A 25316-nucleotide genomic window follows, 5' to 3' on the forward strand; every position below is an offset into this window, starting at 1 on the left:
TTCGGAAATTGGACTCGAAAGTATAATTAGTGATTTAAGGTTTTAAATATTATTTTTATAATCCTTTAAATAACAATCAAATGTCCGAAAATAAACAAGAGAGTTCAATGCTTCCCGATGAAATTATAATGAATAAGATTTATTTTATCAGGGAGCAAAAAGTAATGCTTGATAGTGATCTTGCAGAATTGTATGGAGTGGAAACACGACGATTAAATGAGCAAGTAAAAAGAAATATTTCCAGGTTTCCGGAAGATTTTATGTTTCAGTTGTCAGAATTTGAATTTGAAAACTTGAAGTCGCAATTTGCGACATCAAGTTGGGGAGGCCGTCGCAAATTGCCCAATGTTTTTACCGAACATGGTGTTTTAATGTTGTCGAGTGTTTTGAACAGTGAAAAAGCAATTAAAGTGAACATCCAAATTATGCGGATATTCACAAAAGTTCGTGAAGCATTGACAGATAACCTGAGCATGAAACTTGACATTGAGGAAATCAAAAAGAAGCTTGCCAACCAAGACAAAAACATAGAATTGGTTTTTCAATATCTGGACGAATTGATTGAGAAACAGGAAGAGCCAGTGATTAGAAGGCAAATAGGCTACAAAAGAAATAACGAAAGTTAATCACCCCGCGTGGTTAATTCAAAAAAAATGTGAGTTTCTGGATTAAAGCGGAAATGTTTTCAGCTGCTGCAATTCGTCAATTACTTTGGCGCCGGTTGCTTCTAAACGCTCTTTCGACTGGTGTCCGTCGGCTACCAAAATACAATCAACTTCCAGTTGTTGTGCTACCTCAAAATCGTGGTTCGTATCGCCAATAATAGTTGCCTGTGCTCTGTCGATGTTCAATTCGCTGATAAACTGTTTCCCTCGTTCAACTTTCGACGCCGCATAATGATCGTTCAATCCGGCTATGCCTTCAAAATAATCAAAAATGTTCTGGTGTTTTAAAGTGTACTCCAGCATATCCTGTTGCATTGCCGAAAGCACAAACTGCCTGAATCCCATATTTTTAAAGTGCTCCAGTGCGTCGATAACGCCGGAATGTAATTTGCAATGGGTAACTCCCGCATTGTAAATATCCATGTATTCCTGCGCCGCAACGGAGAAATCCTCTTTTGAAAAATCAAAACCAATGGATTCGTAGCAATTTTTTACCGGAAACGAGAATATCTCTTTGTACGAATAATGATCAAGCAGATTGAGCTGCCGCTTTTTCAGCAACACATTTATGGTTGAAATGCAAAAGTCAAGATCGTTTAACAGCGTGCCGTTCCAGTCCCAGATAATTGTTTGCATTACTTTTTCGGTCTGTCGAATTTATTAATTACCGGGTACGCATACAATTTCAGAAAACGCTCCTGGATATCGGTTATCGGGAAGTCGATGTGCACCATTGCCTGTTCCACCATAATCTCGAATTTCTTTTGTTCTTCGGCGGTGTAGCGGTCTTTAAAACGGTGCTCCTGCATCAGCATATCGTAAGCCGCAAAATTGCTTGGCCACAGCTTGTAGTTTTTGTAAATCTGGTCGTCGATCATTTCTGCCAAACGGTGAATATAAGCGTTTCGCTCTTCGTTGTTTTTGGCCAGTTCAAAATGAGTTTCAATGGGCGTTCCAAAAGCAAAACGCATTCTTCCTTTTGGCGCAAACATTCCCATCGACATCGCTTTTAAATCGTCCTTGCTTTGTTTGGCACGACCGTAATGTTCTTTTTTTATCAGCTCGCGAAGTTTTGGCAATCCGCAAGGTTCAATCTCATACGAGATGGAAACCGGAACAATATTCAGTTCGTTAAAACCGTCTGAAATTCCGCCGGTGTTGCTCATGTTCAGCATCTTTAAAACACTCTCCTGCGTTTTGTCGTTGCCGTCTTTTGTGCGGCCTTCGCGTTGTGCAATCCACACCGACAGATGGTCTTCAGTAATTGATTTGCGAATAAAATGCGAAACCTTTTTCGACGCCATCATCAGTTCGCGTGGTGGCAAATTTCGCTTAATTACAAACGAGCGGTTCAGCTTAACGGTATGTTCTATCCACTCGTATTGCAACAGGTTGTCGCCAATGGCAATCTGGGTGGTGTTCATGCCGTGCTCGAAAATCAGAAAATTCAATAAAGCGGCATCCAGAATAATATCGCGGTGGTTCGAAATAAACAGGTATGGTTTGGTTTTATCCAGTTTGTCAATTCCGGTAACTTTTAGCCCGTCGGAAGTTTTATCAACCAGCCAGTGCAAAAGATCGTAAATAAATACGCCTTGCAGCTGCTTGATACTGCTTACCCGGCGCAACTGAAATTTAACCATTTCAACCTTTGGCCGGTTTTTAAACAGGTGATGCAGCACATCGTCAAAGGTTTTATCCTTAACGAGTTGCTTTATCTTAGCTTTAACTTCTTTGTCGGTGTAGGGGCGAATATCATCAAAATTAATGTCTCGCATTATTTAAATTTTAACCTGACAAAGTAAGTTATTCAAAATCAAAATTTCAACCTTAACTGGAATTTTAGCTCTGTTTTGTGGTGCCCGGCAATTTCGTTGTAGCCCGAACTGATGGTTTCACGGTCGGTCCACCACGTATTTGCCAGCTTTAACCAGCACTCGATTTTTTTAGCCGGCTGGTACTTTAGGTTGAGATAAGTTCTGAATCCTTCGCCGTAATACGCCGGAATTGAGAAAGCATAAAGAATATCATTTTCGTAAGCGTAAATGCGGCTGTTATAACTTTCGGTATGAAACCAGGCCAACCGTGCAGCAAGATTCAGCGGAAATTCGTTGGGTTTAAATTGAATATCCTGAAAAAGTAAAAATCCATTTTCGCTCTCTTCGCCCTTGTAATAAACATGTTCAGCGCGTGTTTTTAGCAAGACTGTTTCCGAAACCTGAAACTGAATATGAAAACGTAATTTCTGAACACGCTCGGGTAGATTAATATAACGATTTTCGTTTTTGAATTTTTGATCTTTCTCCTCGTTTTTAAAACGCAGGTAGGCGCTTATTTTTTCACTGATCTGAAAATCAGCCTGTGTAAAAATATCCCACGAACGTGCAGGGCCGGCAGTGGAGTAGTTGAACCACTCCGATTGGTAAACATCGGAATAAGCGGATAGCGTTACAAATCTGGCCGGTAGAAATCGTACTCCAAAATAAAGCCCCGACTCGTTGCTGATGTTACTGCCTTCTGCCATGGTATTGGCCCAAAAAGCATTGTAGTCTTTATCAAAATGACGAAACAGCGCTGAAAATCCCAGTTGGTCGTTTACATGTACAATCGCTCCCTGAGTAACCGCTTTGCCTTTTGATTTTGAGATGGCCGCCTCGCCAAACAGCGTGTAGTTGTTTTTGCTAAAAAGATAATCGGCACCGGCAGTGTAATTGTCTGTGCCGCTAAAGCGAAATTGATTGTAAAGCTGGTCACTGCGAATAAATGATTTGTTGAAATGCTGATAAACAACAGTCGCTCCCAGTTTTAGGTGGTTAAAATTGTGAGTAAAGACACCACCGGCGTTAGTGAATTTCACGGTTTTTTCATCGGCAATTTCGCTTTTTGTGCGATGGTAGCCTGAGGTTTGCAGACTGGTAAAATGAGTGACAACAGAATCGTTGTATTCCAAATTGCCATCGGCATTTTTGTGCGAGTAGAATAAACTGAAACGCGAGTTGCCCAATTTTACCGTTCCCGCAGCTCCTCTGAAATAAAAGTTTTCATCCACCGACGTGTAAGCCCGAACGCCCTGACCGGTTTTGCTTATTCCCAAAACATTCTCTGATTTTCCGGTGGTGTAACCTTGCCACAAGACCAGACCCTGGCCGGATCGAACAAGGTAATCGCCCAAAGAAATGTTCTCAAAAGTTTCGTTCAGTTTAAAACTAATGTGTCCCGAGTAATAATCGAAACCACTTTTGTTAGAGCCTGTAAAAAAGGCTTCGCCCGGATCTTTTTCGGCGGTAAAGCCGGCAGAAAGTTTGTCGCCTGCCCTGAAATTATATCGCGTGTAATAACGAAAGCGGTTGCCTTCGTACGGAATTGTACCATCGTCTTTTTCTTTGTAGCCACGCGCTGTTTGCAAATAGCCAAGCGTACGCAGTAGCAACTGATTATCGGCATATTTTAGTTGCTTTTGTAATGTTTGTTGTTCTTGCTCTTCGGGGCCAAACTCAATAAAATAATTCAGCTTTTGCAGCAGGTTAGGCGTAAATCCATCAATGGTTTTTAGTTCGAAAATGGAATAAACCGGGCCGTAGGCTACGATGTACTCCAGCAATTTTTGAATTTGAATTTCATTCAGTAAATAGAGCCGTGCCAGTTCTGTAGCACTTGTTGCGTTAATATTAACAGGGTGTTCTAAAAAATATTCAAGGTCTTCAATAATTAATGCCACATCGGTACCTTCTTCAATTTTGTCGAGATGCGATTCCAGTATCGATTCGATTAATTGATCCGGCGAATCGTTTTGTGCAGCTGCCGCCAAAACGAATAGTTGGAGCAGGATGAAAATAATATGCCGAATCAGTTTTCTCATTTTAGTTGGTATTGAACGGAAACTGATGGTGTAAATCCTAAATTACCATGGTAGCTAAAGGCAATATCGGTACTGATGTTTTTGAGACTGTAGCCCAGGCCTGCAGTATACTGAACCGGTCGGCCGGAAATTCCAAAACGAAGTGCCAGATTTTCGAGCGGCATAAATTCCAATCCACTTCGAACGACTGCATCGCGGTCTGATTCTTTTTGCGTTTCAAGGCTCACCAAAACATGTTCATCGAATGCATAATGAGCACCCAGACGGTAAACTGCAGGGAGTTTTATTTTTTCCTTGGGATAATTGAAGCCATTTTTTACCGGATTGTACGAGTGGGCACCCAGTGTAATTTGTTCATTCAGCTGATAAGTTGCGCCTACCTCAAAAGTAACGAATGAAAAAGCATCCGCATTTTCAGGCATTCGCTGCGACAGGTAATCGAACTGGATGGCAGCGTTAAAACGTTCCGATAGTTGTTTGGCGTAGGCAAAACCGATTTTGTGTTCTTTAAATGTTTCCTTTCCAAACTGGTAAAAACTCAAACCAAAAGTTCCAGCACCTGTGGGTAAAACAACACTTGAGGCTGCCAACGCAAAGTCATCAATTCCGTATTTCGATTCGTAATAAACACCGGCAGAAAAAGTATTTAGTTGTGCTAAAGTGGCCTGGTTGTGGAAAGTGCTCCAGGTGTCGGAAATAGAGACGAAAGCATTTGAGAGCGCAGCCGAACGTGCACCTCCGGTGTAGTTTTGCGGGGAGGCTTCAGAAGCAATTATGGTAAGGCATACCAGCAGTATGTAAAAGGGTTTTTGCATAAAAAAAGAGGTATTAATTAATACCTCTTTAAAATTAAGTAAAATATTTTTACTTACAATTAATTTGTTTTAAATCTGTACTTTACCTCTGAAAGTTCCTTGTTGGCTTTAACAATTTTCTCTTTCAGGTTCTCTTTGTACGCAACCAGTTTGTTCATCAGTTCTTCGTCGCCGGTGGCCATCATTTGTGTTGCTAAAATAGCAGCATTCATAGCACCGTTAACAGCAACTGTTGCTACCGGAATCCCCGGAGGCATTTGAAGAATGGCAAGAATAGAATCAAACCCTGATAAGCTGGCGTTAATCGGAACACCGATTACAGGAATCGGAGTCATTGCAGCGATTACACCCGGCAGGTGAGCCGCCATTCCGGCACCCGCAATAATAACTTTAATACCACGGTCTTTGGCTCCTTTGGCAAAGCTTTCTACTTCTTCCGGAGTGCGATGTGCCGACAAAGCATTGATCTCGAAAGGAATTTCAAACTCATCAAACAATTTGGCAGCTTTTTCCATCACTGTTAAATCCGATGTGCTACCCATAATAATGCTAACTTTTGGAGTCATGTTTTATAATTTATTTGTTACTTTGTATCTTTTTATTTTCAGCACGAAAATACAGCAAATTAGCAATTAATAAAAATCAAATCCACATATGAAGAAGGTTAAAATTCTGGACAAGGAATTTGAGTTATTTATTCCATATGAGAAGATTCGTTCAGTTGTTGAACAAATGGCTGAAACAATGAATAAGGAGTTGGCCGACAAAGACCCGCTTTTCCTGTGCATCTTAAACGGTTCGTTTATGTTTGCCGCCGAAATTTATAAGCGAATTGACTTTGTTGAGTCGGAGATTTCGTTTGTAAAACTGGCTTCGTATCAAGGCGATTCAACAACCGGAAAAGTGAAACAACTGATAGGTTTGAATGAAAAAATTGAAGGACGAACCGTAGTTATTCTGGAAGATATTGTTGATACAGGTATCACCATCAACAATATTTTAGAGCAACTGGAGCAAATGAAACCAAAAGAAGTGCAGGTAGCAACTTTGTTGTTAAAACCTGATGCACTTCAGAAAGAAGTAGATCTTAAATATGTGGGAATAGAGATCCCGAATGATTTTATCGTAGGTTACGGACTTGACTACGACGGCTACGGTAGAAATCTGATCGATATTTACACGGTAGTAAAATAAAAAAAATAACCAAAAATTATGTTGAATCTCGTATTGTTTGGCCCACCGGGGGCAGGAAAAGGAACCCAGGCTGAATTTCTTATTAAATCATTTGGGTTGATCCACTTGTCGACCGGCGATTTGCTACGTAGCGAAATTGCCGAAGGAACAGCACTTGGAAAAGAAGCCAAAAACTTCATGGATAAAGGAGAGTTGGTTCCTGATGAAGTGGTGATCGGAATGATTAAAAGTAAACTGGACGCGAACAAAGACGCGAAAGGTTTTATTTTCGACGGATTTCCTCGTACCGTTGATCAGGCAAAAGCATTGGATGTTTTGTTGAACGAAAATGGTACACCAATCTCAGGCATGCTTTGTCTGCAGGTTGAAAAACAGGAGTTGATCGATCGTTTGTTGAGCCGCGGAAAAGTTTCGGGCCGTTCTGATGATCAAAACCAGTCGATTATTGAAAACCGCATTACGGTTTACACCGAAAAAACACTTCCTTTAATTGAATACTACAAACCGCAGGGTAAACATTTCGATGTAAACGGAATGGGTACTATTGAGGAAATTGCTGGTAGATTACAGGAAGTTGTAGAAAAATTATAACATCGATTTACATGGGTGAGAAGCTTGTTGTAGGACAGGTGTCTCACCTTTTTTATATTTGTAAAGTTAACGAACAGGAAAAATCAGATGGCAGAGACCAATTTTGTTGATTACGTAAGAATTCATTGTCAGTCGGGGAACGGAGGTTCCGGCTCGGCGCACCTGCGCAGGGAAAAATTTGTGGCCAAAGGTGGCCCCGATGGTGGCGATGGTGGTCGTGGTGGCCATATTATCCTTGTAGGTAATGAGCAGATGTGGACATTGCTGCATCTGAAATTCCGGAAACACATTAAGGCCGGACACGGCGAACCGGGCGGGAAGCAGCGTAGTACCGGTGCCGATGGTGAAGATATTTACCTGGAAGTGCCGCTGGGAACTGTGGCCCGCGATGTGGAAACCGGTGAATTCCTGTTTGAAATTACAAAACACGGCGAAGAACAAATTCTGATGAAAGGTGGCCGTGGAGGTTTGGGAAACGATCATTTTAAAACGTCTACCCACCAAACACCTCGTTTTGCACAACCCGGCGAAGAAGGTGTAGAGGGCTGGAAAATACTGGAGCTAAAAGTACTGGCCGACGTTGGTTTGGTTGGCTTTCCAAGTGCCGGAAAATCAACACTGTTGTCGGTGGTTTCGGCGGCAAAACCTAAAATTGCCGATTATCCGTTTACCACGCTTGTGCCAAATTTAGGAATTGTGGGGCATCGCGAACAACGTTCGTTTGTAATGGCCGATATTCCAGGAATTATTGAAGGAGCGCACGAAGGACGTGGTTTGGGACTGCGCTTTTTACGGCACATCGAACGAAACTCGATGCTTTTGTTTATGGTTCCGGCCGATAGTAAAGACCACCTAAAAGAATACAAAATATTGCTCAACGAGCTCGAAAAATACAATCCTGAATTACTAGACAAACAGCGCTTTTTAACCATCAGTAAAGCCGACATGCTGGACGAGGAGCTGATGACGGAAATCAGCAGCGAATTGGGTGATATTCCGCACTTGTTTTTTTCTGCCGTTTCAGGGTTTAATATTCAACAATTAAAAGACCGAATCTGGGAAATTTTAAATAGTTAATGGAATTATTGCAACGAATACTGGAACTGGATAAAGATCTGTTTTTATTTCTGAATGGCTTACATAATGGTTTTTGGGATCCTGTTATGGTGATGATTACACGACAGGAAATCTGGATCCCGTTCTTTGCCAGCATTTTATTTTATATCGTAAAAAATTATCGAAGCAAAACCATTTTAATCCTTATTACTTTGGGCGTCCTCATAGCGGTAACCGATCAGTTTTCAGGATTAATAAAAGATACGTTTGAGCGTTTTCGTCCGGTACACGATCCGTTTATTTCACATTTGGTGCATGAGGTAATGGGTAAAGGCGGCCCTTATGGTTTTGTCTCGGCGCATGCTGCCAACTCGGTGGCCATGTTGGTGCTTATATCCCGCACATTCAAAAACCGCACGTTTTATTTTTTAATGCTGTCGTGGGTGCTTGTGTTTTGTTATTCACGCATTTATGTAGGCGTGCATTATCCGCTCGATCTTATTTGCGGTGGACTTGTGGGTTGGCTGATTGGTTGGGGTTTGTACCGGCTGATGATGTTTGTAGAAAACCATTTCTTTTTTGGGCGTTCCCCGAAAATTGAAAAAACGGCACTTTCGGCAAAAGCTGCCAGAACCATGATTTTAATCTATTCGGTACTGTTGTGTACTGTGTTGGTTGCTGTTCTAATTCTCCGTCACTACAATAAGTTATAAATGAGCGAACCGGCCCGGCTTTATTACGAAAAACTTTTGTTTTACACCGACGAATTGCAGCGTGTATCGGCAAAAGTAAAACGTTTTGCCTGGTATCGTTTTGTCGCTTTTGTTGCAATATTTCTCCCGCTTATTATTCTTGGTTGGCAAATCGCTACCCTGTATTCCACGCTTCCGCTTATTGTGCTGTTCTTTTACCTCATTAAAAGAAATCTTCAACTCGATAAAATAAAGCAAACGCTTGTTGTTAAAACAAGGTTGCTGGAGGATGAATTGAAAGCTTTGGATCATTCGTTCCTGCATTTTGAAAATGGTGAGCAGTTTCTAAATGCAGAACATCCGTTTGCTTACGATCTTGATTTGTTTGGTGAAGGATCGTTGTTTCAGTATTTAAGCCGAACGGCGACTGTTGAAGGTCGTCAGTGTTTGGCAGGTTGGTTGCAAAAGCCGCTACAGGAAAAAGTGGAAATCGAGCAGCGTCAGGAAGCTATTAAGGAATTGGCAGAGATGCCTTTGTGGCGAATCGATTTTTTAACCGAAGGAAATCTGTTTCAGGAATCGGAAGCGCAGTATAATGAAATTCGAAACTGGTCGAAAATGGAGCTCGGTTTGGATCGGTCGAACCTGTTGAAATGGTTGATTTGTATCGTTCCGGCAATAACTATGTTGGCTGCAATTCCTGCAATACTGGGATTGAGTAATTTTTATCTGGTGGCGATGGTTTTTGTGCAGTTCCTTCTTTTGTTTGCCTGGACAAAACGGGTGAATTATTACTTCGCTTTTTTTGGCCGCAAGTCTGACTTGCTGGCCAAATATATGCAACTGTTGAGGATGATCGAGGAGAAGGAATTCCAATCTCCGTATTTGCGCGAATTAAAGAAAAAAGTAACCGAGCCTTCAGCCGGGAAAATTTTTGGCGAGCTAAAAAGTTTGGTGAAAGAATTTGAATACCGCCAAAACATTTTGGTTGGCGTGGTACTGAACGGACTTTTAACCTGGGATATTCGTTGTGTATACAAACTTTGGAATTGGCACAAAACGAATCACAGCAGGTTGGCAGAGTGGCTCGAAATTATCGCACAGATGGATGCTTTTATCAGCCTGGCGAATTATGCCAATAACCACAGCGAATTTGTTTTTCCGGAAATTACGGACCTGGATTTTTTATTCTGTGCCACCGAATTGGGGCATCCGCTGCTGAAAAAAGACAAGCGGGTAAACAATGATATTGAAATTGAGGGCTGGTCGAAAATAATGATCGTTACCGGTGCAAATATGGCCGGGAAAAGTACCTTTTTGCGCACCGTGGGAACGAACATTTTGCTGGCCGAAATTGGTGCGCCTGTTTGTGCTACCTCGATGAAAATAAGGCCGGTTGATTTGTATACTAACATGCGAACCACAGACTCGCTGCTAAAAGACGAGTCGTATTTCTTTGCCGAATTAAAAAGGATTAAAGCTGTGCTTGATCGATTGGCCGCGGGCGAGCAGATCTTCGTTATTCTGGACGAAATGCTGAAAGGAACCAATTCGGTTGATAAACTGAATGGCTCGAAAGAACTGGTACGAAAACTTGCTCAGCATCAGTGTGCAGCAATGATTGCCACACATGACCTTAAGTTGAGCGATATGGAAAAGGAGCTTCCGAAGCAAGTCTTCAATAAGTGTTTCGAAATCCGCATTGAAAACAACGAGCTGATTTTCGACTACAAACTCTCGGATGGCGTTACCCAAACCATGAATGCCACTTTCCTGATGAAAAAAATGGGAATTATTTAATTGTTTAAAGCGGGCTGGCCTGTGGTTTACTGAAATCTGTAAGCCAATATTTTGTCGTAATAGCTTCCGGTTTTAGCCTTGCGAATTCTTGCAAAGGTTTTCATGTAGGATGTCGTCTTCGCCCGCTCATACTCCTAATTTTATCCACACTTTTTCAACGGTTGATTGTTAGTTATTGCACGCGCGAAACCCCTTGGTAAGTGTAGGATTTGATTATATTTGTGACAATTGGGTAAATTCTGTGTTTTTTAGATAGAAAACCAAACCCCGCAAGCGCAAAACCGTTGAAAACACAGAGTTTATTAAAATTTCGAAAGTTGATTCTGGAGATTGAAGTATGAGCGCAAACTACGACGAAGGTGCAATTAAAACGTTAGACTGGCAGGAGCACATCCGGCGACGTCCGGGTATGTACATTGGTAAACTCGGTGACGGAACTTCTGCCGACGATGGTATTTATGTTTTGCTGAAAGAGGTAATGGATAACTCCATCGATGAGTTTATGATGGGGCATGGTAAAAAGATCATTGTCAATGTCGATCAGGATAGGGTAACTATCCGCGATTTTGGTCGTGGAATTCCCCTGGGAAAACTGGTTGATGTAGTGAGCAAAATGAATACCGGCGCAAAATACGATAACAAGGTTTTTAAAAAATCGGTGGGATTGAACGGTGTTGGTATTAAAGCCGTAAATGCCCTTTCAACCGATTTCACTATAAAAGCAATTCGCGAAGGCGTGGCTAAAGAAGTGTATTTTAGCCAGGGGGTTAAAACCGGCGAGAAAGATTTTAAAGATCTGGACGAGGAAAACGGAACCGAGGTGAGTTTTGTCCCCGATGTTGAGGTGTTCAAAAAGTATCGTTATATGAGCGATTATATCGTGAATATGATGAAAAACTATACCTTCCTGAATGCCGGGTTAACTGTTGAATTTAATGGCGAAAGGTTTTATTCGCGCAACGGTTTACGCGACTTGCTGGAAGAGAACATGGATCACGACCCAATTTACCCAATTATACATCTCAGAGGCGAAGATATTGAAGTTGCCATAACACATGGTAATCAATACGGGGAGGATTATTATTCGTTTGTTAACGGTCAGCACACCACCCAGGGAGGGACTCACTTACAGGCTTTTCGCGAAGTTTTAGTGAAAACGATCAGGGATTTCTACAAGAAGGATTTCGACCCGTCGGATATACGGGCATCGATCGTGGCGGCCGTTAGCATTAAAGTAGAAGAGCCTGTATTTGAGTCGCAAACCAAAACAAAACTAGGATCGAAAGATATTGGTCCCGATGGGCCGTCGGTACGTGCACACGTTGGTAATTTCCTGCAAACCGAGTTGGATAACTTTCTGCACAAAAACCACGAAGTTGCCGAAGTTCTGCTGAGACGCATCGTAGAATCGGAGCGCGAAAGAAAAGCAATTTCGGGCGTTAAAAAACTGGCCCGTCAACGCGCTAAAAAGGCCAACCTGCATAACAAAAAATTGCGCGACTGTCGTGTGCATTTTAATGAGAAACATGAGCGAAAAGAAGAATCGAGCATTTTTATAACCGAGGGAGATTCGGCAAGTGGATCGATCACAAAATCGCGCGATGTAAATACACAGGCCGTTTTTAGTTTGAAAGGAAAACCGCTGAACACCTTTGGCCTCACCAAAAAAGTGGTTTACGAAAACGAGGAATTCAACCTCTTGCAGGCGGCGCTGAATATTGAAGAAGGCATGGAAGACCTGCGTTACAACAACGTAATTATTGCTACCGATGCCGACGTTGACGGAATGCACATTCGTTTGCTGCTCATCACTTTCTTTTTGCAGTTTTTCCCTGAGTTGATTAAGAAGGGACATGTTTATATTTTGCAAACGCCGCTGTTCAGGGTGCGTAACAAGCAAAAAACATTCTACTGCTATTCGGAAGAAGAAAGAGTGAAAGCCATTAATAAACTGCGTGGCAAACCCGAAATAACCCGATTTAAAGGACTTGGTGAAATATCGCCCGATGAATTCAAACATTTCATCGGTAAAGATATCCGACTCGATCCGGTGCAAATGAAAAAGCACGAATCGGTGGCCGAAATGTTATCCTATTACATGGGAAAAAACACCCCCGACAGGCAGGAATTCATTATCGAAAACCTGTATGTTGAAAAAGACGAAGTGGAATAAGAGCCTCAAATAAAGTACGATAAATTTCAGAGAGAAGAATGTCAAAAGAGAATTTAAATCAGGAAGAAATTCAGGACGATAGTGTAAAAGAGGAAGTAATCTACCTCTCGGGCATGTACCGCGACTGGTTTTTGGATTATGCCTCGTATGTAATACTCGAGCGGGCGGTTCCGTACATTAACGACGGACTAAAACCTGTGCAGCGGCGTATTATGCATGCCATGCGCGAAATGGATGATGGACGCTACAACAAGGTGGCGAACATTATAGGGCAAACCATGCAATATCACCCGCACGGAGATGCATCGATCGGTGATGCCATTGTGCAGATCGGGCAGAAAGAATTACTGATCGATTCGCAGGGAAACTGGGGTAATATTCTTACCGGCGACGGAGCGGCAGCACCTCGTTACATTGAAGCCCGCCTGACTAAGTTTGCTTTGGAAGTACTTTTCAATCCGAAAACTACCGAATGGAAACTGTCTTACGACGGTCGTAAAAAAGAGCCGATAACACTTCCGGTAAAATTCCCGCTATTGTTGGCACAGGGAGTTGACGGAATTGCGGTTGGTCTGGCATCGAAAATGTTTCCACACAACTTTAACGAGCTGCTCGATGCTTCAATAAATTACCTCCGTGGAAAAGATTTTGAAATATATCCCGACTTTCCAACGGGCGGTTCGGCCGATTTTAGCAAATACAACGATGGGCTGCGTGGTGGTTCGGTAAAAGTGCGTGCAAAAATCGAAAAGCGCGACAATAAAACCTTGGTGATAAACGAGGTGCCTTATGGCAAAACAACCACAACGCTGATTGAATCGATTATTAAGGCCAACGACAAAGGAAAAATCAAAGTAAAAAAGATTGACGATAACACGGCCGAGCATGTTGAAATACTGGTTCATCTGGCAGCGGGTGTTTCGTCGGATAAAACCATCGATGCGCTTTATGCATTTACCGATTGCGAAGTTTCGTTGTCGCCAAATGCCTGTATCATCGAAAATGATAAGCCGCATTTTATTGGCGTTTCCGAAATTCTGAGACGTTCGGCCGACTCAACAAAAGCCTTGCTGAAACTCGAGCTTGAAATTCGCAAATCGGAACTGGAAGAACAGTGGCATTTTTCTTCGCTGGAGAAAATATTTATCGAAGAGCGCATTTACAAGGATAAAAAATTCGAGGATTCGGAAAACATGGATCAGGCGGTGGCACACATCGACAAGCGACTCGATCCGTGGAAACCACAACTGAAACGCGAAATTACACGCGAAGATATTCTGAAACTGATGGAAATTCGTATGGCCCGCATCCTGAAATTTAACAAGGATAAAGCCAACGATTTATTGAAATCGATTGAAGATGAAATTGCCGAGGTGGAGCATAATATCGAAAACATTGTTGATTTCACCATCGAGTGGTTTAAACACCTGAAAAAGAAATACGGAAAAGGCAAGGAGCGCAAAACGGAGATCCGCAGTTTCGAAAATATTGTGGCCTCGAAAGTGGTGGTGAAAAACGAAAAACTGTATGTCGACCGTAAGGAAGGCTTTATGGGAACCTCGCTTCGGAAAGAAGAATTTGTTTGCGATTGTTCGGATATCGACGACATAATTGTTTTCCGACGCGATGGATCGTATTTTATCACCAAAGTTTCGGATAAAGCTTTTATCGGCAAAAACATTTTGCACCTGGCCGTTTTTAAGAAAAATGATAAACGCACCATTTATAACGTGGTGTATAAAGATGGCGAATCGGGCAATTTCTATATGAAACGCTTTTTTGTTACGGGCGTAACCCGCGACAAAGAGTACAACCTTACAAAGGAAACCAGGGGCTCGCGCATCGTTTATTTCTCGGCTAACCCGAATGGCGAAGCTGAAATTTTACGCGTAGTTCTGAAACCGAAACCGCGACTTAAAAAGCTTGTTTTTGAAGAAGACCTCAGTGAGCTGGCTATTAAAGGCCGCCAGTCGATGGGAAATATTCTCAGCAAAAACGACATTCATAAAATTACGCTCAAAGAAAGAGGCGTGTCAACTCTTGGAGGTCGTAAAATCTGGTTCGATTCGGATGTGCTGCGTCTGAATGCCGATAGCCGCGGAACTTTCTTAGGTGAATTTTCGGGCGAAGACAAAATTCTGGTTATCTACAAAAGCGGCGAGTTCCAGTTGTATAATTACGATTTGAGCAACCACTTCCAGCAAGATATTCTGGTTATCGAGAAATTTGATCAACGTAAGATTTTGTCGGCGGTTTATTACGATGCCGACCAGAAATATTACTACGTGAAACGTTTTGAAATTGATGAACCGGAAGGAAAGCTGATACGTTTTATTGGCGATAACAACGACAATAAACTGATTAGTTTAACCTGGGTGCATTATCCGCGTTTGGAGCTTACGTTTGGAGGAAAGAATGCTGAACGCGAAAACGAGATCATTGAGGTGGCTGAGTTTATCGGCGTAAAATCGTGGAAAGCAAAAGGTAAGCGTTTGAGTAATTACGAGGTGGATAATATAAAAGAAATTGAGCCGGTAATAAAAGATGATTATGATCATCATGAAGAGGAAGAAGAGGAACAGCTGGAAGTTGAACCGGAAAGCAAGCCGGAGAAAAAGGAGGATATTGATGATGTTCCGTTTGAAGTAAACCGGCCGAAAAAGGAAGATGACGGGCAGGGCTCTTTGTTTTAGCGAATAACAGAAGAAAACGATGCGAGTATATTTGATTGGATACATGGGATGCGGGAAGTCGCGATTGGGACGCCTTTTGTCGGAACACATGGGCGTGCAGTTTGTCGACATGGACGATTACATTGAAGAAAGAAACTGCAAAACAGTGCCGCAGATTTTTGCCGATCACGGCGAAGACGGATTCAGGGAAAGAGAGCGAAAAGCTTTGGAAGAACTGGCCGAGTTTACCGACATTATAATTGCTACCGGTGGAGGAGCACCTTGTTTCTTTGATAATATCGACCTGATGAATAAAACCGGGAAGACCGTATTTCTGAATATTGATCCGGCCATTCTTGCCGACCGTCTTATGAATTCGAAAACCGAACGACCATTGATTAAAGGAAAATCGCGTGAAGAACTGGTTGCTTTCATCGATGAAACATTAAAAAAACGCAAGCAATTTTATTCGCAGGCACAATTTGAAATTACCGAACCCGATTTCAGTCTGGACCGGCTTCAGGAAATGATTTCGTAGTTCAAGTTCCCATAGTTTCTTCATCTACTTATATCGAATTTATTAGAGCATGAAGGCTGGTTTATTGGGGTTATGATTTTACTATTCTACGCTTACCTTGGTATTGTTGCTTTTGTCTTTATGCCAGACGGGCAGTTCCTTTTGCATTCGATCAAAAGGAACTCCCGATTAATCGGGATCAAAAAATAACCTTTGCGTTTTTTCAATGGAACTAATTGGCCCGATTGACGGATTTTTGACGAGCCCGCACAAAATTTGCCCCAAGGTCCGCCTTCGAGAAAAAGCGTGGAGAAAATTAATGGAGAGAACGTAAAGAAATCAAGTCTGTTTGACGATCGTTAGTCCTGAGGGACGAAGGGCTAAAAGGAGGAGTTTCTTGATTTTAGTGAAAGGAATTTATTTTTAGCTTTTTATCGTCAGCGGTGGCTTTTTTGAATCCTTTTTCAGCTAAAGGAAAAAGGATTTCCTGTCTGGAAAGACAATTTCAGAAGCAAGATGGAGAGCTATCGATTCTTTTTGTCTGATTAGCTCGAAACGTAATGGCTTTTTAGAAATATTTTGTGCCTTGCATTCTCGCTAAATTGGCTTTAAATTAGCCTGATAATTGGTCAAATATCAATTTATAGGAAAATATTAGTCCTTAGATTTAAGTTGCCTGAAGGTCCTTTTGCCTTTTTACTTTTAACATTTGACTTGAAAAATAGAAGAAGCATGTCAACAGTTGCAGAAATTTTTGCCCATACTTTAAAAGAAATTGGTGTCCGCTATGTTTTTGGAGTACCCAGCGGCAACTTGATTGATTATGTTGAAGCCTTGCGAAAAGAGAAAGGCATCGATTTTATTTTAGTCGGGCACGAAGCAACTGCAGCTTTTATGGCCGGTGTTTGTGGTCGGCTAACCGGTGTGCCGGGAGCCTGTTTCGCAACTTTTGGGCCGGGAGCAACTAATTTAAGCACAGGTGTTGGCGGCGCGCAACTCGACCGTTTTCCTTTGTTGGCTTTTACCGACGAAATGCCCGATGAATTGTTAAAGCGCACTGTGCAGATGAATATCGATCATCAGCAACTTTTCTTTCCCATCACAAAATGGACAACACGCCTTAATCATAATAACGTTGAAGAAATTATTTTAAAAGGAGCAGGAATAGCAACTGACGATTCTCCGGGTGCTGTGCATATAGGTATTCCGGCCGGAATTGGCAGAAATCAGGTGCAGAAAGTGAAAGCGGAAGTTGATTACCTGCGATTGGAAAAGAAACGTTGGTCGCCCCTGGTTGCCGATCAGCTTGCCAAAGTTACAAAGCTTATCCAAACAAGTAAAAAGCCTGTTTTGGCTGTTGGATTGTCGGCTGTGCATGCAGCGGGTCGTGAGCAATTAATTGCGCTGGCCGAGAAATTTCAGGTGCCGGTAGTGCTTACTCCTATGGCAAAAGGGATGTTTCCTGAGGAGCATCCACTTTATGCAGGTGTTCTTTTTCATGCCTTGTCTAATGAAGTGTCGAAAGTATACTCAAAAGCTGATCTGGTAATTGGAATTGGTTACGATCCGGTGGAGTTTAACTACGAAGACTGGATGCCTGAAGTTCCGCTGATTCATGTCGACAGGCAAGAGGCCGATGTGGCAACCGGGCAAATTCCTGAAGTTTTTAATGTGGTTGGAGCTCTTGACGTTGCCATGAACGAATTGCTAATGCTTGATATAAATCCTAAGGCCTGGGATCTTCAGTTTATAGAAACTAATAAGGAGCAGATCTTCAAAAAGCTGACTCCGGAAGCCGGAAGCTTTGGGCCGTTAGCTGTGGTTGATGAATTGCGGAAGATTTTACCGGAGGAGGGAATTTTAACCGTTGATGTGGGGGCCCATTTACATTTGATTGGGCAACAGTGGTGCACTCCACATCCCGATAAATTATTGATGACCAACGGCTGGTCGAGTATGGGTTTTGCCATTCCGGCAGCTTTGGCGGCTAAACTTTGTAATCCTGATTTGCCAGTAGTTGCCTTAATGGGCGACGGCGGTTTTCTGATGATGGTCGGAGAACTGGCAATAGCAAAACGACTTAATCTCAACATCGTCTTTGTAGTGATTTACGACGATAGTTTGTCGCTGATAAGTATTAAGCAAGCTAAAAAGAATTTCGATAGTGGTTATGGTACTGATTTATTTGTTTTGGACGGAGAACCGACCAATCATTATTTTGGAGTTCCGGTAGTTCGTGCAACAAACAACGATGAGTACAAAAGCGCGTTGGAAAAAGCTTTTGCTTCCGATGGACCGCTTGTAATTGAGGCTGTCGTTAGCCCCGAGGAATATGACGGACTTGTTCTGCAGCCAAATAAATAAATTCTCATTATATTTATTGATAAAAATAGTAACCAATCGGATTTTCAGCTTTTGAACAAATTATATGAAGACCAACAAACAACTCCAATTAGCTTTTGATTTTGTACAATACACCGGGCAAAATATCTTTCTCACCGGGAAGGCCGGAACAGGAAAAACCACTTTTTTGAAAAGCCTGAAAGAACGCTCGCCCAAACGCATGGTAGTTGTTGCGCCAACGGGTGTGGCGGCTATAAATGCGGCAGGAGTTACTATTCACTCATTTTTCCAATTGTCGTTTGCGCCGCAGGTGGGGCAAGAGAGTAAACACAGCAGCGAGCAGCGTTTTACCAAAGAAAAGATAAATATTATGCGAAGCCTCGACCTGTTGGTGATTGATGAGGTGAGTATGGTGAGAGCCGATATTTTGGATGCAATAGACCGCACACTGCGTCGCTTTAAAAACAGGCAAAAGCCTTTTGGTGGTGCACAGGTTTTAATGATCGGCGATTTGCAACAGTTGGCCCCGGTGGTAAAAAACGAAGAGTGGGGATTGTTGCGCAGAGAATACGACACGCCATATTTTTTCAGTAGTAAAGCACTTCGCGAGTTTCCGCATGTGAGTATTGAACTTACCGAAGTGTTTCGGCAGCAGGATGAAAAGTTTATTTCGGTGCTAAATAAAGTTCGCGATAATAAACTGGATGAGGAAGCGAGGCAGCTGTTAAACACACGTCATATTCCGGATTTTGTTCCCGGTGACGAGGACGGATACATAACACTTTGTACACACAACAGAAGTGCGCAACTTATCAACGACTCAAAACTGCGTGCTTTAACCGGAAGTAAAGACGTTTTTACAGCGACTGTTGAGGGGAAATTTCCGGAATATTCATACCCGACTGATTTTACGCTGGAACTGAAAGCTGGTGCACAGGTGATGTTTGTAAAAAACGATTCCAATCCCGAAAAACGCTTTTATAACGGAAAAATAGGGCAGGTGCAGTCGATTGAAAAAGACCGTGTTTTTGTGCTCTGTCCGGGTGAAGAAGAGGAGATTGAAGTGGAAGCTCAAAACTGGGAAAACTACAAATATTCAATCGACAAAGAATCGGGCGAGATAAAGGAAGAAATGGAGGGGATGTTTACACAGGTTCCCCTGAAACTGGCGTGGGCAATTACCATACACAAAAGTCAGGGGCTTACTTTTGAGCGAGCTATTATCGATGCAGAAGCATCTTTTGCACACGGTCAGGTTTATGTGGCGTTAAGCCGTTGTAAATCGCTTGAAGGAATGGTGCTCTCATCACCAATTGCGGGCAAAAGCATTATCAACGACCAAAAAGTAAGTGGTTTTATCCGCGATGTGGAAGAAAACCAACCCGGCGAACAGGAACTAAATACTGCAAAACTTGCCTTTCAAAAAGAACAGTTGACAGAAATATTTCGTTTTTATCGCTCGGAAAATTTGTTGAGAAATGTTGCTAAATTGGTAAACGAGAACAAGGGAAGTTTCCCGGAAGTTACGATCATACAGCTGGAAAAAATTCGTAACGGACATGATAACGAGATTGTTGCCGTGGCAGCTAAATTTCATAACCAGATTACTGAATTATTGCGCCAGCAGCCCGATGTGTATCAGAATGAGGCTTTACAGGAGCGTATAAAAAAAGCGGCTGCCTATTTTGGCGAAAAGGTACAACATATTCTGGCCGATGGGATTAAAAAGGTCGATCTGGATGTAGATAACAAAGAGATAAAACGCCAGTTGAAACGTTACGTGAACGACCTGAAAGATGACACTCAATTGAAACTTACTGCATTTGAATCGTGTCTGGAAGGATTTGATGTAAAACGATTGATGGACTCGCGCGCCAAAACACTGGTGAAACAAAGCAAGTCTTCCGGAAAACAAAAGGCAAAAGAAATTACGGATTTTGAAAATATCCCAAATCCCGAGTTGTTTGAGCAATTACGAAATTTCCGTACCGAAAAAGCCGCCGAATTGGAGATTCCACCTTTTATGATCTTTTCACAAAAGGTACTGTACGCACTGGTAACTTACCTGCCAACCGACGCAGCATCGTTAAAACTGATCAATGGTTTGGGACCTCGTAAAATCACTCAGTTTGGAGCTGATATTGCAGCAATTATTCAGCATTATTGCAAAGAAAATGATATTGAAAAAAGGGAGATCCCGCTGCAGGAACCCAAAAAGGAAAAGAAGGAAAAGGTGGATACGAAGCTGCTTAGTTTTGAGTTGTTTAATTCCGGTAAATCCATTGAAGAAATTGCAAAAGAACGCGCCTTGTCTGCAAATACCATCGAGGGGCATTTGGCACATTACATTAAGTTAGGAGAATTAGAGGCTACACTTTTGGTTGAAGAAGCGAAACTGAAAAAAATAGCTGACTATTTTGAAAAAGCAGAAGACAAAGCCTTCGGAGTAGCCAAGTCGCATTTTGGTAGCGAGGTTAGTTATGGCGAGTTACGGATTGGCTTGAGTTATTGGGAAAACAAAGTAGCGGGTTCAAGTTAATGAGTTGCATTTTGTCCGATCGATAATATCAAATACAAACTGAGCTTCCCTTTATATTTCCATATAGTACTCCGGTATTCTAATTTATTTAGTTTAACTGAAATCTCGTTTTATTTGTATCATCAAAATCTGCATCAAAAACATGGTTGTGCTCTCCAATTTACTTGGAATTGGCCTTTTTCTACTTACTCTTAAAAAGGACTAAATAGTATTTTACTACGTAATTTTCGACAATAAAGTACGGAGTTTTACGGATTGACATGCATATGAATTATTTACTAACTTGTATATCCGTAATAAACTGGAAACAATCCTATCACAAACCAGTTAACCACATACGCTTTTTTAAAGAAGATTGACACTTGATTGCTTTTTATTGAAATCGGGAGTTTCAGAATAGAAATTAATCAAGGTACGAGAGAACACAACATGAAAATATTGTCTGTTTGAGTTGACAACTCAGGCGGATAGGGAGTGTATCCCTAAAAGTCGGAAGCCATGTGCAGAATAGCCATTTTAGAACAGTTTAACCTCTTTGGTTCAGGAATTAAATCAATACTCGAAGATGCCGATCAATTTAACGTTGTAATTCTGGCAGATTCAGTCAATAAACTACTTGCAGGTAAAGGGATAGAGAAGCCCGATGTGATCATTTTCGATATAATTCACGATGATAATTCGGGAATAAAAGTATTGAAACGAATTAACCGAACGTTTTCAGGAGTGCCGGTATTATTGATTGTAAGTAACCACTATGCCGATTGTTTTGAGGAATATATTCGCCTTGGGGTAAAGGGTTTTATATTTCACAACTCGTCGGGTAAAGAGCTGATAAAGGCAATAAAGAAACTGAAAAACGGGGAGGAGTATTTTGCCATGAAAGTTTGGGATATCTTCCGCAGCACAATAAGGGCGCGCAAGGCCAAAGCAAAAAATATAACAAGTAATAAACTCACCGAAAGGGAAATAACTGTACTAAAACTTTTTACTAAAGGCTTGTCGTATAAAGAGATTGGTGTAGACCTGAATATTAGCCCACGTACCGTGGAGACACATAAACGCAACATCCTGGCAAAATTGAAAATACGATCAACGGCTGACATGATAAAATATGCTTACCGTAATAATATTTTAGCCTAATCTGTAATATGCTTTTAATAAATGGTCATAAATTAATCAGATAACAGTAAGCTGATCAAATTTGGAAAGCTGGGGCAATTTGCCCCATTTTTTTGTCCTTTTATTTACAGTCTTTAATTTGCTAGGAGTACTTATATCTACTAATAATTCTGCTGCAGATACGCATAAAAAGGAAGGAGTATAATTCCACTATTCTGCATCAATAAATCAGTAAAAAAACCGATTGACTTCAGCACCGTCCTTTCGTAACTTTTTTTTGTAAAAATTGAAGCTAGAGAGGATTAACTCCATACCCCTGGAATTAATTCCGAAAAACCAATTTTATGAATAACACCTGTAAGGACGTAATTTGATTTTGAGGATGATTTGATAATGAGTAAAACACATTTAAAACTTTAAATTATCAGATTATGGGAAACAATTACGCTGACTTACCGGGCGACATAAAGATGTTACCCGAACAACAAAGGCGTTGGCTCCATTATTGGCGCTTATGCTTTTTTACGCCATTACTTGTAATGGCGATGCTAATGATTAATTATTCTTCAGTTGGACAGATTGCAACACAAGGAGCAGCAGTGAAAGCCAATTTCGGAATTGATGCTGACGTCTATTCTAACTGGACGATGGTACCAAGTAACAATATTGATGGTTTAACAGATGACTGGTTCGATGATGTTCATGATAATGGCTGGATCGGATCAGGAATGGGAGTTATTGATCAAGGGGGATGGGATACCCTTTTAACAAATTCAGAAGCCGATAAAAACTACGCATTCATTCGAAGAATGAGTGTTGATAGAAATACGATGTTCGGGGATATTTTGTGGATTGATGCTGTTTATGCTAGAGATCCGAATGCCACGCAAGGCCGAACTGATGCAAGCGTTTTTACTACCACCCAGGATAAAAACGGAGACAATCCACTTACCTGGAATTTAGGCGATGGAGGTACACCTCAAAAGAATGACCTTATTGATGTAATGGGCCATATGCGAATGGAAGGTGATACTTTGTATGGAATAGGAGGATTTACGACGATTTCCGCTGACGGTAATTCACATGCTGATTTTGAATTTTTTTCAGAACAATTAGGCTATGACGGTTTTGGATTTACAGGCTTGGGCGACGAAGCCGGTCACACAGCTTGGCACCTTAATCCAGATGGAAGTATTTTAACTGCTGGAGATCTCATTGTTAGTGTAGACTTTGAAAATGGAGGAACACAGCCATTTACAAGTGTCAGAATTTGGGTCTCCGATGCCGTTTTTGATTCATTGATGAATGACGCTCAAACTCCAAATCGACCTTTTGATCTTACCGGGGAATATGATAGCGGAGAGGATGCAACCGGCTACGGTTATGCCGGAATTCAGCCACTTTCAGGGGGAGATGATCCATCTGTTTGGGCTATTGTTAATACCGATTCAGAAACTCTTGGTGCACCATGGGGAAGTAGAGAAGGTTCGCAAGGTAAATGGTGGGAGAATATAAAAGAATTGCAGTTTACCGAGTTTGCAATAAATATGACTCATTTGGGACTAGATGCGTTTGGTGGCGATCCCTGTAATAAAAGACTTGGATCATTGATAGTTAAAACAAGGTCTTCTGCTTCATTTACATCAGAATTGAAGGATTTTGCCGGACCATTCCTATTTGGATTTGATCTGGTAACTGGAGTTGAGGTTCATGATCTTGCAGATTGTGAAGATGGAGAAGATGAACATGATTTTGATTTAACCACTGCTTTGGATTCGTCCTATGGAGGAAATATTTCTTATCATACCTCTATGGATGACGCTGTTCAGGGATTAAACGAAATTGTAAATACCGCTTCTTATACCAACCCTGTTGGAATTGATACAATCTGGGTTCGTAGTGAAAACCCACAGGATACGGGCTGTAATGCCGTGGATTTCTTTACTATCGAAACCTATGATAATCCGGTTTGCGATATCACTCCTTACCAGGCCACAAATTCATTCTTGTTTAATGGTGCGGCTAAGGTCAATACGCCAGATATTGTATCCTACAGTTGGAGTACATCAAATGGAACAATTGGCGGTGGAGAAACAACCGATTCAATTTGGGGACTTGAAGGAAGTTTAAGTGGAATTGAATATTACGTCAATCTGGTAGATAGTAATGGTTGTTCTGTAACCTGTACCACCAGAATATTTGCACCAACATATACTCCTCCGGGATGTAGTGTTGTAACAGTAGATGCAACTTGTGATGGTGATTCTGACGGGAGTGCTAAGTTAGCAAACGTGCCGCCAAATTATGCAAACTATTTATTCGAATGGTTTGCACTACCAGATACAATTACGGTGATTAGTAATGACACCATGGTTACTGGATTGGATTCTGGTGATTACAGGCTTGTAATAACCGATACTGCTTTAACCATACCTCAATTTGTAACTTGTGAAGGCATAGTTGGTGACCGTGATCCGGTTATTTTGATCTGTCCAAACGACACTACTGTTACAACTTGTATGACTGATGCCGAAATGAAATCAGCTTTCGATGAGTGGATGACAAGGGTAGTAGTGATTGGAAGTGATTCTTTGCTTACAACTGATTGGGATAGTACAAGCTATCCATATATTTGCGGCGATTCAGTATCCGTCATCTGGACATTGCATGATGAGTGTGCGATTCCACCAACGTGTACTGCATATTTCAAAGTTCCTGATGATGTGCCAGTAGATGTTGACGGTCCTGGAAATCAGAGCTACTCAAGTTGCGATTTCTTAACCGATGCAGAAGTAACCTCAGCGTTTAATGCCTGGATCGACAGTTTTGCAGTAGTTACAAATGAATGTGGAGCCGACACAATGGATCTGAGTGGCTACAGTGCCCCTGACCGTTGCGACGGAGGAACTGTCACGATTAATTTTGTGATGACCGACAGTTGTTCAACCGACAATCATTTGGCATCGTTCAGCATAAGTGATGCTGCTGATGTACAGGTAACCGGACCGGGAAATCAGAGCTACTCAAGTTGCGATTTCTTAACCGATGCAGAAGTAACCTCAGCGTTTAATGCCTGGATCGACAGTTTTGCAGTAGTTACAAATGAATGTGGAGCCGACACAATGGATCTGAGTGGCTACAGTGCCCCTGACCGTTGCGACGGAGGAACTGTCACGATTAACTTTGTGATGACCGACAGTTGTTCAACCGACAATCATTTGGCATCGTTCAGCATAAGTGATGCTGCTGATGTACAGGTAACCGGACCGGGAAATCAGAGC

Annotated in this window: 18 protein-coding genes; 13 read left to right on the forward strand and 5 right to left on the reverse strand. The window is 41.8% G+C overall.

From position 1 onward, the window contains the following. The first annotated feature begins 80 nt into the window (after window positions 1–80). Window positions 81–626 carry an ORF6N domain-containing protein gene (locus QZ576_RS17075; protein WP_297099225.1) on the forward strand — a complete coding sequence of 182 codons (546 nt, stop codon included), beginning with the start codon at window positions 81–83 and terminating at the stop codon, window positions 624–626. Window positions 627–668: 42 nt separating this feature from the next. Here QZ576_RS17075 and QZ576_RS17080 read toward each other — a convergent pair whose 3' ends face one another. From QZ576_RS17080 to purE, 5 genes are read right to left on the reverse strand one after another with little or no spacing between them, the layout of a single operon-like run. Continuing rightward, window positions 669–1301, reverse strand: coding sequence for an HAD family hydrolase (locus tag QZ576_RS17080; RefSeq protein ID WP_297099227.1), 633 nt, complete (start codon window positions 1299–1301; stop codon window positions 669–671). Next, window positions 1301–2443 (reverse strand): 1-acyl-sn-glycerol-3-phosphate acyltransferase, encoded by a 1143-nt coding sequence (locus QZ576_RS17085; RefSeq protein WP_297099229.1) that lies wholly within the window; start codon window positions 2441–2443, stop codon window positions 1301–1303. The genes QZ576_RS17080 and QZ576_RS17085 overlap by 1 nt, the downstream gene beginning before the upstream one ends. 38 nt (window positions 2444–2481) lie before the next feature. Beyond that, window positions 2482–4524 carry a helix-hairpin-helix domain-containing protein gene (locus QZ576_RS17090; RefSeq protein WP_297099231.1) on the reverse strand — a complete coding sequence of 681 codons (2043 nt, stop codon included), beginning with the start codon at window positions 4522–4524 and terminating at the stop codon, window positions 2482–2484. Further along, window positions 4521–5339, reverse strand: coding sequence for a hypothetical protein (locus QZ576_RS17095; RefSeq protein ID WP_297099235.1), 819 nt, complete (start codon window positions 5337–5339; stop codon window positions 4521–4523). Before QZ576_RS17095 ends, QZ576_RS17090 begins: the two co-directional genes overlap by 4 nt. Before the next feature lie 59 nt (window positions 5340–5398). After that, a complete protein-coding gene (gene purE / locus QZ576_RS17100) occupies window positions 5399–5905 on the reverse strand; it encodes a 5-(carboxyamino)imidazole ribonucleotide mutase (protein WP_297099237.1) in 507 nt (168 codons plus the stop codon). An 88-nt stretch (window positions 5906–5993) separates the two neighbouring features. On the opposite strand from purE, the gene hpt reads away from it, so the two are divergent. The 12 genes from hpt to QZ576_RS17160 all read left to right on the forward strand — a co-directional run. Continuing rightward, window positions 5994–6533, forward strand: coding sequence for a hypoxanthine phosphoribosyltransferase (gene hpt, locus QZ576_RS17105; protein WP_297099239.1), 540 nt, complete (start codon window positions 5994–5996; stop codon window positions 6531–6533). A gap of 18 nt (window positions 6534–6551) precedes the next feature. After that, complete coding sequence (locus tag QZ576_RS17110; RefSeq protein ID WP_297099241.1) at window positions 6552–7124, forward strand: adenylate kinase; 573 nt, start codon at window positions 6552–6554, stop codon at window positions 7122–7124. An 87-nt stretch (window positions 7125–7211) separates the two neighbouring features. Continuing rightward, window positions 7212–8201 carry a GTPase ObgE gene (gene obgE, locus QZ576_RS17115; protein WP_297099243.1) on the forward strand — a complete coding sequence of 330 codons (990 nt, stop codon included), beginning with the start codon at window positions 7212–7214 and terminating at the stop codon, window positions 8199–8201. Then, on the forward strand, window positions 8201–8893 hold the full coding sequence (locus tag QZ576_RS17120; RefSeq protein WP_297099245.1) for a phosphatase PAP2 family protein: 693 nt from the start codon (window positions 8201–8203) through the stop codon (window positions 8891–8893). The genes obgE and QZ576_RS17120 overlap by 1 nt, the downstream gene beginning before the upstream one ends. Continuing rightward, window positions 8894–10672 (forward strand): hypothetical protein, encoded by a 1779-nt coding sequence (locus tag QZ576_RS17125; RefSeq protein WP_297099247.1) that lies wholly within the window; start codon window positions 8894–8896, stop codon window positions 10670–10672. Between the two features lie 337 nt (window positions 10673–11009). Further along, window positions 11010–12845, forward strand: coding sequence for a DNA topoisomerase IV subunit B (locus QZ576_RS17130; protein WP_297099249.1), 1836 nt, complete (start codon window positions 11010–11012; stop codon window positions 12843–12845). A gap of 38 nt (window positions 12846–12883) precedes the next feature. Further along, the gene (locus QZ576_RS17135) at window positions 12884–15538 is read left to right on the forward strand and encodes a DNA gyrase/topoisomerase IV subunit A (protein WP_297099250.1); all 2655 of its coding nucleotides are present in this window, start codon (window positions 12884–12886) and stop codon (window positions 15536–15538) included. A 19-nt stretch (window positions 15539–15557) separates the two neighbouring features. After that, complete coding sequence (locus QZ576_RS17140) at window positions 15558–16055, forward strand: shikimate kinase (RefSeq protein ID WP_297099252.1); 498 nt, start codon at window positions 15558–15560, stop codon at window positions 16053–16055. A 711-nt stretch (window positions 16056–16766) separates the two neighbouring features. Continuing rightward, window positions 16767–18398, forward strand: a complete 1632-nt coding sequence (locus QZ576_RS17145; RefSeq protein ID WP_297099254.1) for a thiamine pyrophosphate-binding protein — start codon at window positions 16767–16769, stop codon at window positions 18396–18398. Window positions 18399–18462: 64 nt separating this feature from the next. Then, window positions 18463–20916 (forward strand): helix-turn-helix domain-containing protein, encoded by a 2454-nt coding sequence (locus QZ576_RS17150; RefSeq protein WP_297099256.1) that lies wholly within the window; start codon window positions 18463–18465, stop codon window positions 20914–20916. A 498-nt stretch (window positions 20917–21414) separates the two neighbouring features. After that, window positions 21415–22056 (forward strand): LuxR C-terminal-related transcriptional regulator, encoded by a 642-nt coding sequence (locus QZ576_RS17155; protein ID WP_297099259.1) that lies wholly within the window; start codon window positions 21415–21417, stop codon window positions 22054–22056. 410 nt (window positions 22057–22466) lie between these two features. Beyond that, window positions 22467–25316 (forward strand): hypothetical protein (locus tag QZ576_RS17160; protein ID WP_297099260.1); only part of this gene is annotated, 2850 nt, incomplete at its 3' end.

This window comes from uncultured Draconibacterium sp., from assembly GCF_913060805.1.
In the GTDB taxonomy this organism is placed as follows: Bacteria; Bacteroidota; Bacteroidia; order Bacteroidales; family Prolixibacteraceae; genus Draconibacterium.